Origin of the sequence: Aestuariivirga sp. (genome assembly GCF_046093005.1) — a bacterium.
Classification (GTDB): domain Bacteria; phylum Pseudomonadota; class Alphaproteobacteria; order Rhizobiales; family Aestuariivirgaceae; genus Aestuariivirga.
In genome coordinates, this window is the sequence record NZ_JBJTER010000094.1 from 1 (window position 1) to 14707 (window position 14707).

14 protein-coding genes and 1 pseudogene are annotated in these 14707 nt (G+C 63.3%); 8 read left to right on the top strand and 7 right to left on the bottom strand.

Annotated elements, in window-relative coordinates:
• Positions 1-834, bottom strand: an 834-nt coding sequence (locus tag ACKOED_RS08240) for a 2-keto-4-pentenoate hydratase (protein ID WP_408916111.1), incomplete at its 3' end; no start/stop codon positions are given.
• On the bottom strand, positions 834-1748 hold the full coding sequence (locus ACKOED_RS08245; RefSeq protein WP_408916112.1) for a branched-chain amino acid transaminase: 915 nt from the start codon (positions 1746-1748) through the stop codon (positions 834-836). The genes ACKOED_RS08245 and ACKOED_RS08240, both read right to left, overlap by 1 nt.
• 177 nt (positions 1749-1925) lie before the next feature.
• Between ACKOED_RS08245 and ACKOED_RS08250 the strand changes: the two genes are divergently transcribed.
• Entirely contained in the window at positions 1926-2372 is a 447-nt protein-coding gene (locus ACKOED_RS08250) for a tautomerase family protein (protein ID WP_408916113.1), read from the top strand.
• A 92-nt stretch (positions 2373-2464) separates the two neighbouring features.
• Here ACKOED_RS08250 and ACKOED_RS08255 read toward each other — a convergent pair whose 3' ends face one another.
• A complete protein-coding gene (locus ACKOED_RS08255) occupies positions 2465-2749 on the bottom strand; it encodes a hypothetical protein (protein WP_408916114.1) in 285 nt (94 codons plus the stop codon).
• Between the two features lie 39 nt (positions 2750-2788).
• Complete coding sequence (locus ACKOED_RS08260) at positions 2789-4087, bottom strand: lipase family protein (RefSeq protein WP_408916115.1); 1299 nt, start codon at positions 4085-4087, stop codon at positions 2789-2791.
• A 185-nt stretch (positions 4088-4272) separates the two neighbouring features.
• Between ACKOED_RS08260 and ACKOED_RS08265 the strand changes: the two genes are divergently transcribed.
• The 7 genes and pseudogenes from ACKOED_RS08265 to ACKOED_RS08295 form a co-directional block, all read left to right on the top strand.
• Positions 4273-4776: a CIA30 family protein gene (locus ACKOED_RS08265; RefSeq protein WP_408916116.1), complete on the top strand. Its 504-nt coding sequence runs from the start codon at positions 4273-4275 to the stop codon at positions 4774-4776.
• Positions 4777-5586: 810 nt separating this feature from the next.
• Positions 5587-6609: a sulfate ABC transporter substrate-binding protein gene (locus tag ACKOED_RS08270; RefSeq protein WP_408916117.1), complete on the top strand. Its 1023-nt coding sequence runs from the start codon at positions 5587-5589 to the stop codon at positions 6607-6609.
• A 192-nt stretch (positions 6610-6801) separates the two neighbouring features.
• Entirely contained in the window at positions 6802-7773 is a 972-nt protein-coding gene (locus tag ACKOED_RS08275; RefSeq protein WP_408916118.1) for an aliphatic sulfonate ABC transporter substrate-binding protein, read from the top strand.
• A 31-nt stretch (positions 7774-7804) separates the two neighbouring features.
• Complete coding sequence (locus ACKOED_RS08280; protein ID WP_408916119.1) at positions 7805-8635, top strand: ABC transporter permease; 831 nt, start codon at positions 7805-7807, stop codon at positions 8633-8635.
• 10 nt (positions 8636-8645) lie between these two features.
• Entirely contained in the window at positions 8646-9440 is a 795-nt protein-coding gene (locus ACKOED_RS08285) for an ABC transporter ATP-binding protein (RefSeq protein ID WP_408916120.1), read from the top strand.
• A gap of 18 nt (positions 9441-9458) precedes the next feature.
• Positions 9459-9968 carry an OsmC family protein gene (locus tag ACKOED_RS08290; RefSeq protein ID WP_408916135.1) on the top strand — a complete coding sequence of 170 codons (510 nt, stop codon included), beginning with the start codon at positions 9459-9461 and terminating at the stop codon, positions 9966-9968.
• A 93-nt stretch (positions 9969-10061) separates the two neighbouring features.
• Positions 10062-10568 (top strand): annotated as a pseudogene (locus ACKOED_RS08295) (integrase core domain-containing protein); the annotation flags it as partial.
• 60 nt (positions 10569-10628) lie between these two features.
• Here the strand turns inward: ACKOED_RS08295 and ACKOED_RS08300 are convergent.
• Genes ACKOED_RS08300 through ACKOED_RS08310 form a run of 3 tightly spaced genes read right to left on the bottom strand, consistent with a single transcriptional unit; the run spans position 10629 to position 14689 of the window.
• Entirely contained in the window at positions 10629-11528 is a 900-nt protein-coding gene (locus ACKOED_RS08300; protein ID WP_408916121.1) for a carbohydrate ABC transporter permease, read from the bottom strand.
• Positions 11529-11568: 40 nt separating this feature from the next.
• Positions 11569-13128, bottom strand: a complete 1560-nt coding sequence (locus tag ACKOED_RS08305) for a hypothetical protein (protein WP_408916122.1) — start codon at positions 13126-13128, stop codon at positions 11569-11571.
• 7 nt (positions 13129-13135) lie between these two features.
• Positions 13136-14689, bottom strand: coding sequence for an AbgT family transporter (locus ACKOED_RS08310; protein ID WP_408916123.1), 1554 nt, complete (start codon positions 14687-14689; stop codon positions 13136-13138).
• Positions 14690-14707: the final 18 nt, after the last annotated feature.

Below are 14707 nucleotides of genomic sequence, written 5' to 3' on the forward strand. Positions count from 1 at the left end.
CCCTCCACCTCTCTCGTCCTCGGCCGCACCACCTGCGCTCCCGAGGTCGAACGCGCCCAGTGCGCAGAAGGACGCCTGCACCCGCGAGCCGGCCTGCCCCGCCACCGAGCGGATGGGGGCGCCGGTAATCACGATGTCGCCTGCCTGCAGGGCGCCACCGAGGCCGTTCAGTTCGGGAAGCTTGTTGGCGAGCCAGGCGAGCGGCGCCGCCGGGTGGCCCATCACATCGCCGCTCATGGCTTGCTGCCGGTTGCCATCCACCTCCATGGCGATCTCGATCCGGTCGAGCGCCAGGGATTTGGGGTCGAGGGGAATACCGCCGAGGACCACCCAGCCCGCCCCCGCATTATCGGCGAGCGAATCATTGGCCTTGGCCCGCATGGCGCCAACCCGGCTGTCGATCACCTCGATCGCCGCCCAGACGCGGCTGGTGGCGGCGATGGCCTGTTCCAGCGTGACGCCCGGCCCCGACAGGGGCCTCGCCAGTTCGAAGGCCAGTTCGGGCTCGGCGCGGGTGTTGCTCAGGTGGCTCACACGCACCGGCTGGCTGGCGGGTGCGAACATATTGTCGAGCAGAATGCCAAAGTCAGGCCCGGTCATGCCATACATCTTCTGCATGGCCTCGGAGGTGAAGCCGATCTTGTGGCCGCGCGGCTTGCCGCCATCGGCGATCAACCGGTCGACCAGCTTGCGGCGGATGCGGTAGGCGTCCTCGAAGCTGTAGTCGATGGTCTCGCTCGGCGGGTCGATCCCCTGACCGGCGTGGATGGCGCGATGCAGGCGGGCGGCCAGCGCGTCATGCTCCGCATCGGAAAGCTTGAGAACAGAGGCCATCAGGCAATCTCCACCCAGTTGAGGTAACGCGGGTCCGCGCCGCGCACGGCCTTGCGGAATGCATCCCGGACCGCGGTTCCGGCCGGCCCGGGACAGCCAACATCGCGATCGTCGACCGATGCCACCAAGTTCACTTCCGAGGCCGTACCGCAGACGAATATCTCATCGGCGATGTAAAGATCGGAGCGCGAGAGTTCGGTCGAGCGCACCTCGTAGCCAAGGTCGCGGGCAATGGCGCGCACCGAGTCATGGGTGATCCCCTCCAGGCCGCCGGCGGAAAGCGGCGGCGTGTGAATGACGCCGTTACGGACCACGAAGATGTTCTCCGCCGTGCATTCCGCCACGAAGCCCTGCGGGTTCAGCATCACGCAGTCGTCGTAGCCGGCCTTGCGCGCCTCGGCCTTGGCCAGCGAGGAGTTGACATAATTGCCCACCGTCTTGGCTTCGGGCGGCATGATATTGTGGTCATGCCGCCGCCAGCTGGAAACCTTGAGCTTCAGGCCGCGCGCATCGGTGGCGGCACCCCTGACCGAGGCCCAGCCCCAGGCCATGATGGCGATGTCGACCTTGCAGGGGCCGGTGTCGAGGCCCATCTCGCCATAGCCGTAATAGGCAAGCGGGCGCACATAGCAACTCTCGAGACCCGTCGATCGCACCGTCTCCTTGCAGGCCGCGACGATCTCCGGAACCGAGAACGGCATCGGCATGCCGAGAATGTGGCCGGACCGGTAGAGCCGCTCGATGTGGGGCGTGAGCCGGAACAGGCCCGGCCCGCGCGCCGTCTCATAGGCGCGAATGCCCTCGAAGATGCCGGTGCCATAGTGAAGCGTGTGGGTTCCCACATGGACCGTCGCCTTGTCCCAGTCGACCAGCCTGCCATTCATCCAGATTTTGGCTGTCGGCGTGATCGGCATACGAAAGGCCCCAATGTTCGGTCGCAAGGAGGATATCGAATAGATTTCATGTTATTCGACATGTCAATAGATTTTCGACATTGACACATCGGCAGTGCAGATGATTAGGTTTTGGCAGTCATTTCAATGCATTGTCTCCAGGCGCGCGGTGAAGAAGATGAGGAGGAGGAGAGCATCATGCCAACCTATGTCGTGACAGCACCGGAAGGGCGCCTGTCAGCCAGCCAGAAACAGAAGCTGGCAGCCCGGATCACCGATATTCACTGCACCACGACCGGCGCCCCCGCCTATTTCGCGCAGGTGATTTTCACCGAGGTGACGGAGGGCAACTATTTTCTGGGTGGCAAGCCGCTCAAGCAAGACAACATTTTCGTGCATGGGGAGATCAGGGCGGGGCGGGACGCCATGACGAAGGAAAAGCTGATCCTTGACATCATGGCCGCCACCGCCGCGATCGCGGAAACCGAAGATAGCCACGTCCAGGTTTACATCGTCGATGTTCCCGCCCGCCAGATTGCCGAGTGGGGACAGATCCTGCCAAACCCGGGCGAGGAACAGGCCTGGGATGCCCGCATCCCAGACCATGTGAGGCGGCGCATGACGGCGCTTCTCAGGCTTGAGTGATGGGCGGCGAGGTCAAACTCCGAAGTTCAGGATGCAGTGGTAGCGGACCAGACGCGTAGCGCTCGAAGCGGAGCGTGATTCATCCTTGCTCGTCATACTCCACGCGCGAGGATGTCAAGGCTTAGCGGGAACCACTTCGGCACCGGCCCCGCGCGCGGCAACTGAGGTGCGTCATGAACAGCCCCTTCAAAGAAGGCGAGCAGGCCAGTTCGATGATCGAAAAGGGCGCCCTGAAGGAGGTTAAAGCCAACCGCAAGCCAGGCGATCCCGCGTGGCGCAAGACCGAGGACGGCCGCGGCCAGAGGCTGATCGTCACCGACAAGGGCGTTGCCGCCATCGGCATCGAACCGGAGCTCAAGGCCGCACGCGCCGGGCAAGACGCATCGCCTCAAGCGCTGATGCCGCGCGCGCGGGACTCAGTTGGAGGGGCAGCCGTTTTCGAGTGGTTTGCCGGCAAAGCGGTCGTCAACCCATGGCATATAGAGGGGTTGCGCAGTGGAAGGCGTCGTGAAGTGGTTCTGCTCCCCTGCCAGCTGTACGCGCGTTACATTGGCCCCCATGCCGCACATCTGCTTCTGGTAGATTGCGCCCATCACCGGGGGCATTACCGTGTCCCTCGTACCATAATAGATGATGACAGGGGCGACTGGCGGTTCCCGCTTCACGCTGCCCTCAATCATTGCGTTGACCCACGCAGCAGCATTGTCGGGCTGGAGCTTGATGAACGACTTGTAGGTTTCGCCATAGTTGAAATTGATCGTATCGGAGCCCGCATGCATACACTTCTTGGTGTAGATTTCGTCGAGGACGGCGGCGCCATCGTCGGTGAATATGTCGGTGAGCTTTAGCTCGGGAAAGGCGCCGGTCATTGCCCACATGAACATGCTGTAATGCGCGAAGTTGAAGACGTTGTCGGAGAATTGCTTTCCCAGCTGCTGCAGCAGCTGCTCTGCTGTGGCTCCGTTCTCAACACCGGCCGAAATCAACGCGTTGCTGTCGTCGGGGGCGAGCGCCACGAAGCCGACGAAGCTGACGCCGTCATAGGCGGTGCCGGTGGCGTTAATATAGTCTTTCTGGCTGGCCGCAGCCAGCACTGCGCCGCCGCCCTGCGACCAGCCATAGATGATCGCCTTCTTGCCGGCGCCCGCCAGGCCCATGCTGCCAGCGGCACGCACGGCGTTGATGGCGTCGCGGCCGTTCGAGTTGCCGATTGCATATTGATGCTTTCCGCCGCCACCTAGCCCCTGGTAATCACTGGCAACCACGACATAGCCGTTTTCGATGAAGTGCGTCACAGCGGGCACTCCGAAGTCTGTCCAGGAGGTACCGCCTACCATAAAGTATTGATTGAGTTCCTGAGCCGGTTCGAGCGCCTGCGACGGGCCACAGTTCTGCGCCGTTCCGGTGGTGCCATGAGCCCAGGACACGATCGGCCGGCCGCCCGCCGGAACTGCGCCCTTAGGCGCGATCACGATACCTGTCGAGATTGTCTTCCGGTCGCGCAGGTCGGAGGAGACATAGGCGATGCGCCAAGCTTCTGCGCCCGGGATTCCGGTTGCAACCGGCTCTTTCGCCAAGACCGCTCCGACCGGCTGGTCGGGAGTAATGGTTGCCGCATTCATGTAAAAGGGGGCCACGGCAACCTCGGCGGCGTTGGCTGAGCAGACGGTGGCAAACAGGGCAAAGGACGAAGCGACGAGGCGAAGCTTGCGCATGATTGGTCTTCTTTTCGGCTGGCTTGCGGATGATAGCGGAGCTTCTTCATATCACCGCTATTGATCACTGCAACTCCAAGATGATTGGACAATCGAAACTCAACTTAAGATACTAAAGTCAATGTCTCGGGGTTGCAGTTATTTGCTTTACATGACTGTAAAGGGATCTGGTTAACATCGCCGCCATGATCATCGACGACTTTTCCAGACCTTTCCCCGATACAACCATCGGAACCCGTTGGGCGCTGCTGTCCGATGGCGTTATGGGAGGCCTATCCTCGGGAAGCATCACGCCGGTGACAGTTGCCGGGCGTCCCGCCATGCGGATGCAGGGGAGTGTGAGTCTCGAAAACAATGGTGGCTTTCTTCAGGTCGCCCTCGATCTGGCTCCCGGCGGCGGCGCGTTCGACGCTTCCGCGTGGGCCGGAGTCGCAATTGATGTCTCCGGCAATTCCGAACAATATGGACTTCACATCAGAACAACTGATCTTGCGCGGCCTTGGGAATCCTACCGCCAGAGCTTTATGGCGAAGCCGGAGTGGCAGGAACTTCGACTGCCGTTTGACGGCTTCTTGCCGCATCGCACGGTAACTCCGCTCAATATCCGCCGTCTTCGCCGTCTCGGCATCGTGGCTATCGGCCGGGCCTTCGATGCTGACCTGCGCGTAAGCGGTCTGCGCCTTTACTGATTCTGCGGGACAGTGCAGGCGAGGGACGATGACCGGTGCAGGCAAGCAATGTCTCCACTGGCATGTCTGAGATGATCATGGGGCATTCTCTGGATGCATCAACTTGGACACTCCTTCACACTGTGGCCCGTGGGAGGTGGCACGCCAGGGGATTGACGCGCCAGTCGCCAGCGTGCCGCCTGGCGGCAGCCTGAAGATCGCATGCATGGGTGAGAGCCCACGGCGGCGCGCGAGTTGATTCCGCCGGAGCGCCCCTCATGCCCGCCGCAGAGCGGACCGCAGCTGACTGGTCTTGCGCTCATCGCCGGCGGGATACAGCCTCCAGTTCCCGCAATATCGCATGGGCCGTGCCGAGGGCGCGGTCGGCGGCGGCGGCTTGCGTCGCCGGGAGGCCGAACAGGATCATCACGCCATCACCCCGCCGAGATGGAACGAATCCGCCAAACAGTCTCGCCGCGCCGCGCTCCATGGCTCCGCGCACTTGGAGACTCAATCACCGTGAAGGAGAAACTCAGTCCCGGCGATGGGCGTTCGATGCGGCACCGGTGCTATTGCATGCCGCGACGTTTCAAGCATGGCGAGGCCGGCCGCTGATGTGGGACAAGCCGCGCTGGCCGGTCACGGCTCGGGACGTGAAGTCCACGGAGTGATTTGCGAATCGCGTTCTTCGCCCGCCAGCCGAACGATCCTCCAAATGCCTGATTTCATTTGAAAGAACACTTTGTTCTGTAAAGCGAACAGATTTTGCTTGATTGTCTATCAATCCCGTATAGTATTCGGTGATCAAGCTCAGACACGGAGGTTCACCCCATGCTTGTCCCCACCCGCCGCTCTCTCATCCTCGCCGCCGCCGCACTTTCCTTCGGTCTTTCCGCCGCCGCCGCCCAGGCCGACAAGGTGCTGCTCAACGTCAGCTACGACCCGACCCGCGAATTCTACAAGGAGTTCAACGAGGCCTTCGCGGCCGACTGGAAGGCGAAGACCGGCGAAACCATCACCATCAACCAGTCGCATGGTGGCTCGGGCAAGCAGGCCCGCGCGGTGATCGACGGGCTCGACGCAGATGTGGTGACGCTCGCGCTGGCCGGCGACATCGACCAGATCGCCAAGAACACCGACAAGCTGCCCAAGGACTGGGCCACCAAGCTCCCGCACAATGCCGCGCCCTACACCTCGACCATCGTGTTCATTGTCCGGAAGGGCAACCCCAAGGCCATCAAGGACTGGGGCGACCTGGTGAAGGATGGCGTGCAGGTCATCACCCCCAACCCCAAGACCTCCGGCGGCGCGCGCTGGAACTATCTCGCCGCCTGGGCCTATGCCACGAAGGCGCTCGGCGGTGACGAGGCCAAGGTCAAGACCTGGATCGGCGATCTGTACCGCAACGTGCCAGTGCTTGACACGGGCGCGCGCGGCTCCACCACCACCTTCACCCAGCGCGGCATCGGCGATGTGTTCATCAGCTGGGAAAACGAGGCCTTCCTCGTCCAGAAGGAATTTGGCGCCGACAATTTCGAGATCGTGGTGCCCTCGCTGTCGATCCTCGCCGAGCCTCCCGTGGCGGTGGTCGAGGGCAACGCCAAGGCCAAGGGCAATCTCGAGGCCGCCCAGGCCTATCTCCAGTTCCTCTATTCGCCGGCGGGCCAGAAGCTCGCCGCCAGGCACTTCTTCCGCCCGGTCGATCCGTCGGCCGCTGACCCGGCCGACATCGCCCGCTTCCCGACGCTCGAACTGGTTTCCATCGACAAGGACTTCGGCGGCTGGGCCAAGGCACAGAAGACCCACTTCGCCGATGGCGGCGTGTTCGACCAGATCTACAAGCCCACCAACTGATGCCTGCCACACTCCTCCCCAGGCTTCGGAGCCCAAGCGTCATCCCAGGTTTCGGGCTGGCGCTTGGGCGGGTGGCCTTCACAGCAATCCCGCGCGGACCGCTGCGCTGTCGAACCTAAAGACCATGGGTGGACCGGAAGGCGGGTTCATCTATACAATCCAAACAAAAGCCTCGAACTCCAGGAGCAAATAATGACACCGATTACCAGACGAATGACGCTGGCCACCCTGCTGGGGGCCATGGCATTGCCCTTGTCGCGGGCCAAGGCTGCGGCGCTCGATGAGCTTCGCCTCGACTGGGCCACCTATAACCCGGTCAGTATTGTGCTGAAGGAACAGGGCCTGATCGAGAAGGAGTTTGCCGCCGACAATATCCCTGTCGTCTGGGTTCAGTCGCTGGGATCGAACAAGGCTCTGGAATTCCTTGCGGCAGGTTCAATCCAGTTCGGATCAACAGCAGGCGCGGCAGCGCTGATCAACCGCATCAACGGCAATCCGGTGCGCTCCATCTATGTGTTTTCACGGCCCGAGTGGACCGCGCTGGTGACGCTCAAGGACAGCCCGATCAACACGGTTGCCGATCTCAAGGGCAAGAAGATCGCTGTCACCCGCGGCACCGACCCTCATGTGTTCCTGGTGCGCGCTCTGGCCGATGCGGGACTGAGCGAGGACGATGTCACCTTGGTGCTGCTGCAGCATGCCGATGGGCGGCTTGCGTTGACGCGCGGCGATGTCGACGCATGGGCCGGGCTTGACCCGATGATGGCATCCGCCGAGCTACAAGATGGTGCGCGCCTGTTCTTCCGCAAGCCCGAGGCCAACACCTGGGGCATCCTCAACGTGAGCGAAGAGTTCGCAACGGCACACCCTGATATCGTGACACGCGTGATCAAGGTTTACGAGCAGGGCCGCAAGTGGGCTCTCGAAAACCCCGGCGCGCTGGCTGAGCTTCTTGCCAAGACCGCCAAGATTCCGATCGAGGTGGCCCGCAAGCAGCTGGGCGAGCGCACCGATCTTACGCATAACAAGATCGGCGATGACCAGCGCGCATCGATCCTGGCCGCGGGCAAGGCTCTGCAATCGGCGGGCGTGATCAAGGCTGATGTCGATGTCCAGTCAGCAGTGGACAAGCTCATCGATCCCAGTTTTACTAGCGGACTCTGATAAGACCCGCTTGACGATAATTGGGGGCTCCTTGACCGCTTCTGAACTAAGCGGCGCGGGCAGCTGGGCTAGCGCCAGCCCGCGCCGCGCCACCACCTCCTGGAACAAGGCCTGGCTGGGGCTGGCACTGCCGGTCACGCTCGCTGTGCTCTGGGAGGTGGGCGTGGCGCTGGGCATCGTTGGCAGCCGTCTCATGCCGCCGCCGTCGCGTATCGCGGCAACGATCTACGACCTGGCGCGCAACGGCGGCCTTTTCGTGCATATCGGCGCCACCCTTTGGCGCGTGGCCTTCGGCTTCGTGCTGGGCACCCTGGCGGGGACGCTGATGGGAGCGCTCGCGGGCTACTCCGCCGTTGTCCGCCGCATCGTCGATCCCACGCTCCAGGGCCTGCGCGCCGTGCCGTCGATCGCCTGGGTGCCGCTGTTCATTCTCTGGCTCGGTATCTTCGAGGAGTCGAAGGTGACGCTGATCGCGGTCGGCGTGTTCTTCCCCGTCTATCTCGGCGTGATGGGCGCATTCGCCGCTGTCGACCGGAAGATCGTGGAAGTGGGCCGCATCTTCCGGCTCAAGGGCTTCACCCTGGTGCGGCGCATCTTGCTGCCCGCGATCCTTCCTGCCTATGTCATCGCGCTCCGCTCGGGGCTAGGCCTCGGCTGGATGTTCGTCGTGGCCGCGGAATTCATGGGGGCTTCGGAGGGGCTGGGCTATCTCCTCGTCGACGGACAGCAGCTGGGCAAGCCCGATCAGATCATCGCCGCCATCCTCACCTTCGCGGTGCTCGGGAAGCTCACCGACTACCTGCTGGTCACGGGCTTCAAGCCCTTCCTGCGCTGGCAGGATTCATTTGCATCATCGCAGTGACGCCAGCCCCATGATCAGCTTTAACGGCATTGGCAAGCGTTACGCCAACCAGACCCAGGCGCTGGAAGGCATCAATCTCCGCGTCGGCGATGGCGAGATCCTCGCCATTCTTGGCGGCTCGGGCTGCGGCAAGTCCACGCTGCTCAGGCTTGCCTCAGGCCTCGACCAGCCGACAGAGGGCACGGTGATGCTCGACGGCGCGACGATCCGTGAGCCGCATCCGGCGATCGGCATGGTGTTCCAGGAGCCGCGCCTGCTTCCCTGGCTCAGAATTTCGGACAATGTAGGTTTCGGCCTGGCGGAGCTGGACGAGGCAACACGCCGCGAGCGTGTGAAGCGCGTGCTCGACCGTATCGGGCTCGGCGGCTATGGCGAAGCCTGGCCGCGCGAGCTCTCCGGCGGGCAGGCCCAGCGTGTGGCGATTGCCCGGGCGCTGGTGCCGCAGCCAAAGGTGCTCCTGCTTGACGAGCCTTTCTCCGCGCTCGATCCCTTCACCCGCGCCAGCCTGCAGCAGGCCTTGCTCAGCCTGTGGGCGGCGCAGAAGCCCACGCTTGTGGTTGTCACCCACGATATCGAGGAAGCGGTCGTGCTGGCGGACCGCATCGCGGTCATGCGCCCCTCGCCCGGCCGCATCTTCGCCGAGATCGAAGTCAGCCTGCCCCGCCCGCGCGAGCGGCTCTCGGATGATTTTGTGGCTCTTGAGCGGCATATCCTGGGAGCGCTGGACGGCTCCCTTGGCGACACCGGACAGAAGAAAGCCTACGGTGTGGATGAGGCCGCAGCCGCGGCCGCTCATTGGTGGTAAGGAACAGCAATCATGACCATGGACTCAGAAACGCTGCGCAGGATGCAGGCCCCTCTGAAAGATCAATACCGCGCCGACCCGGAGGCTGCCGTCATCACCCTCCGGGCCCGGGGCGAACTCGATTCAGCGGCGATCGCCTGCAAGGTCGAGACCGGACGGGCGCTCGCCGTCGCCGGGCTTCATCCGGCGACCGGCGGCTCGGGGCTGGAATTGTGTTCAGGCGATATGCTTCTGGAAGCCCTGGTGGCCTGCGCCGGCGTCACCCTGAAGGCGGTTGCAACCGCCCTCGACATCGGCCTGGAGAGCGGCGCGGTGACAGCCGAGGGCGATCTCGACTTCCGCGGAACGCTGGGCGTGGATAAGGCCGCGCCTGTTGGTTTTCGCGATATCAGGCTAACCTTCGACATCAAGAGCGATGCCCCGCAAGACAAGATCGATGCGCTTTTCAAACTTACCGAGCGCTACTGTGTTGTGTTGCAGACGCTAACGAAGCCGCCCGCCATCACAACCTCAATCAGGCGGTCTTGACGAAGGCGTTGCCCGGCCTGTCTTACGAAATATGGCGCCTGACAACAGGAGCGCCGCTGGAGCGGTCAGGCCGAACTGGAGCAGCGCATCGACATGGACGTCATGCATGATCAGCTGGCGCTGGGTAATAAGATCAGGATCCTCACAGTGGTCGACATCTTCTCGAAGTACTCGCCCGTCATCGATCCACGGCTCAGCCACCGCGCGGAGGACGTGGTCAGGACTCTGGAAGGACTGTGTGGGCAGGTTGGCTATCCGAAGACCATTCGGGTCGACCAGGGCAGCGAATTTGTATCCCGCGATCTCGATCTCTTGGCCTACGCGAATGGCGTCACCCTCGACTTCTCGCGGCCCGGTAAGCCGGCAGACAATGCGTTCATCGAAGCTTTCAACAGCAAGTTCCGCAGCGAATGTCTGAATGCATGTTGGTTCATGAGCCTTGACGACGCCTGTGCGAAAATGGAGAATTGGCGTAGATACTACAACGAGGAAAGACCCCACAGCGGGATCGGGCAAAACACCCCGATTCAGCTGCACAACTTCGGTGGTGCATCCAGCCCGTTACCGGTGAGAGCGGCTAAAAACTCTAGCCTCAGGTGATCCAGAGAATGGGGGCAGAGCAGTTGTATGCCCGGTTGGGCGGGTTTAGCAACAGGCTGCTCATGAACGGAGCCGCGGGGGCAGCGAGGCAAGGCTGCTGGCGATCAGCCGGTGAACGGCAGCCGCCGGAGCCAGGGCCGGCAATGCCATGAGGATGACGGCGGCCGCCATATGCGAAAGCTCCTCGGCTTCGCCGCCAGCCTGCGCTTCCTTCATGGAAAGCTGTCCGGCCATCCAGGGCGGCAGGGTCTGCGCATGTTCGTAAGACAGATATGCCGCAAACAGGTATTCGTTCCAGCAAAGCGCAAAGAGAAAAAGCCCGGTGACCGCCATCGGCCGCAGCAGCATGGGCAGAAGCACCGAAAAGAAGATTGCGCCGTGCGACGCTCCGTCGATGAGCGCTGCCTCCTCCTGCTCGGTCGGGCGCTGTCCAAACACCGGCATCAGAAGCCACACGGCCACCGGCAGATTGATCGCCGCATACACGCCCACGAGCAGACTTCGGGAGTCGAGGAGTCCGCTTTGCTGCGCCAGAACGTACATGGGAAGCGCCAGCACGACCGGCGGAACGACGCGCGCCGACAGGATCAGCATCAGCAGGGCCCGGCCACCGGGCAACCGGCCGAGGCGCCGCCGGGCAGGAATGCGGGTGATGCCGTAGAGGGCGAGACCCGCAACCAGAAGGCTTGTCATCGATGCAGCGCAGCCAATCACGATGGAATTGACGAAACTCAGCAGCAGGTTTTCAGCTGGATCGGCGAGAATGAACTTCCATGCGGCGAGCGACGGCATGAAATCCAGAAATGGAACATAGCTCGGCGGGCGGGAAAGTTCGGATACCGGTTTGATGGAGGCAAGGACCAGCCAATAGAGCGGAAAGGCACAGACCAATGCCCAGGCGCCGAGCGCGATGTAGGTCAGCAGACGGCCGATGCGCAAGCGCTGGCGATCATACGGCACGGCAAACAACTCCGCTCAGGAACCCGTCATGCAAGATAGACTATTGCGTGCGGACAAGCCCTGAAAAACCGGCGATCGCCAGCAGGCTCAGCGCCCAGCCGACCAGCGCCTGGAAGTAGTAATAGGCCATGACGGCCGCACCCCAGGGCTTGTCCGGATCAGGTCGCCAGTATGATTTCTGGCCGATCTCCAGCACCGGAAACAGCGTGTCGAGCGAGTACATCGAAGCATTGAAGGCGGGGTAGCTTGAAGCCTCGGGCTGGGCGAGGAAGCAGGCCATCTGCGATTGCCCGGGCGAAGCACGCCCCATGGCCGGACCGCCAACCAGCATGCGCTCCTCGCCCCGCGCCACGCCGCACATGGTCCACTCGGTGGAGCGGAGCACAACCGGGCTGTTGGGTTTGAGCGCGGCCTGCGCGTTGGCGAAAGCGAAGATGGCGGCGCCCAGGACCCAGAACACAAACAGCCAGGCGAAAGCGAGCAGCGGACGCCGCCCGTAACCGACCGTCACCCAGAGTAGGCCATCCATGGCCTTGAGCGCCATGCGCCACAGCGGGTGCGATGCGCGGGCGCGGCGCGCGGCGCGCTGCAGGCGCTCCTTCTCGACCAGAACGGCGCGGGCATCTTCGTCATGACCCATTTCGCGCAGCACGAAAGCGAGCCGCTCATAGGGCTGCGGCCAGAAATCCTCCGACCAGCGTTTGGGCGATTGCCGGGCCAGCCATTGCAGCCGCCTCGCTGAATCGACCGGCCCGCCGATCAGCGCATTGTAGAGGCAGCGGTTGAGCAACAGGTTCCCCGGCGCCGGCCAGGAGTCCTCGTCGTCGTGGAGCGTGTCGATGGAGGCGCCGGTAAGGTCAAGGGTTCCGTCGATCCTGGCGTTCCGGCGCAGGAAGAAGCCGCCGCGGATCTCGGTGCGGTTGAGCAGCAGCGCGCCACCTTGCGGGTTCGAGAGATGCGAGCCGGTAACATCGAAATCGCCATCGACCTGCGCGGCGGTGATGCGGGTCTCGCCGGCGATCGTGGCGCCGCGCATTTCGACGGCCCTGACCTGGATGCCTTCGGCGGCCAGCGCCGCACTTCCGGCACAGGCGATCGTCGCACCATCGAGGCTGAGATGGCCATCGAGCCGGCTGCCGGAAAGCCGCACTTCACCGCCGACATCGGCCCCCTTCAGCGAAACGCCGCCGCGCGCCTCCAGACGCTCCGCCTCGAGGCCCGGAAGCGACGACCCGTCGAGGAACAGATTGTCGATCACCGCGTAGCGCAGCACCGGCACCGCCGTGAACCGGCAATCGGTGAGGCCGATATCGCGCGGGATGCGGGCGCCTTCCAGGTCGAGCACGCCCGAGATCCAGCCGCCGGACACGCGCACGCCTTTTTCATGCGGACGGTGGCGCTCATCGCCGCCCAGAATGAGAAAACGCAGGAAGGCGGCGCGCACTTCGCGCGATGGATCGTCCGTATCCGGGCGCAAGCCGTCGCCCAGACGGTCGAACTCGCCCACCGCCAGATCGGCGATGATGCGCTCCTCGGACGGGGTCAGCGGCCGGAAGGCCTCGAGCGTCGGACGCATGGTGTCAGCCGGCCGGCTGTCCATGGGCGCGTCAGGCCGGCCCGAGCGGAATGCCGAAGGCGTTCCACAGGATCAGCAACAGCGTCCACAGCACCAGCAGCACCATGGTGTATGGCAGCATCAGCGCCACGATGGTGCCGATCCCGGCATCCTTCACGTATTTCTGGGCGAAGCCCACCATCACCGCCAGGTAGACGTTGAGCGGGGTGATGACGTTCATCGGGCTGTCGCCCACCCGGTAAGCGGCCAGCACCAGGTTGGGATCGCCGCCCAGCCGCATGAACAGCGGGATGAACACCGGCGCCAGGATCGCCCATTTGGCCAGCGCGCCGGTGAGGATGATGTCGATGATCGCCACCACGATCACGAACAGGATGATGTAGCCGGTGGCGCCGATCGGCACGTTCTTGAGGAAGTCGGCCAAGTTGACCGCCATCACCGTCGCGAGATTCGTCCAGTTGAAGAAGGCGATGAAATTGGCGATCACGAACAACAGGAAGATCATGCCCGCCAGATTGCTCCAGGTCTTGACGATCAGCCCGATGGCGGCGGTGGCATTCTGGATGGTGCCGGCGCCGCGGCCATAGGCATAGCCGATGACCAGGAACAACAGGCTGATCAGCACGATGAGCGCGCTCATGAACGGCGAACCGGCCATGATGCCGCCGGTCATCTGATTGCGCAGGATGCCCCAGGGAATGGGCGGCGCTGTCAGCAGCAGCAGGATGACCACAAAAGCGAGGAAGGCCCGGCCGGCATATTTGAGGCCGCGCTGCTCGCTCTCGGAAAGCGCCTGCGCGGCTTCGACCGGCACCTCGCCGCCATAAGGCCCGAGCCGCGGCTCCACAAAGCGTTCGGTGATCACCGTGCAGATGATCGCCATGAGAATGGACGACACGATCATGAAATAGAGATTGCCAACCAGCGTGATCTGCAGGTTCGGATTGACGGTCCGGATGGCGTCGTTGGTGACTTCGGTCAGCAGCGCGTCGGTGGGCGTCACGAACAGGTTGACGAGGAATACCGCGGCCACGCCGGAGAAGCCCGCCGCGAGGCCCGCCAGCGGATGGCGGCCCATGCTGTGGAAAGCAGCGGCCGCCAGGGGCACGAGCACCAGATAGCCGGCATCGGCGGCGATCGACGACAAAACGCCGACCATGACGATCATGAAGGTGAAGATCGACCGGGGCGCCGCCGCGACGAGCTTGCGCACCAGCGTGGCGATGAGGCCCGATTCCTCGGCGATGCCGACGCCGATCATGGCGACCAGAATGACGCCGACGCCGGTGAAGCCCAGAAAATTGGCGACCGGGCTGGTGAGCATGAAGCGGATGCCGTCCGGCGACAGGAGGCTCCGGACCGAGGTGGTCTGCTGCACGATGTCGCCCAGCTGCTCATCGAAAGCCTCGTAGGTGACGGTGGTTCCGAGCGCGCCGAACAATGCCGAAAACGCGATCACGATGCCGATCAGGATGAAGAAGATGATGGCCGGATGCGGCACCATGTTGCCGACCCGCTCGACGGTCGCCAGGAAACCGGTAGCCTGCCTGGCGTTGCTCTTGGCTTCAGCAGCTGTCTTGCTCATGCGCGTCTCTCATGTATG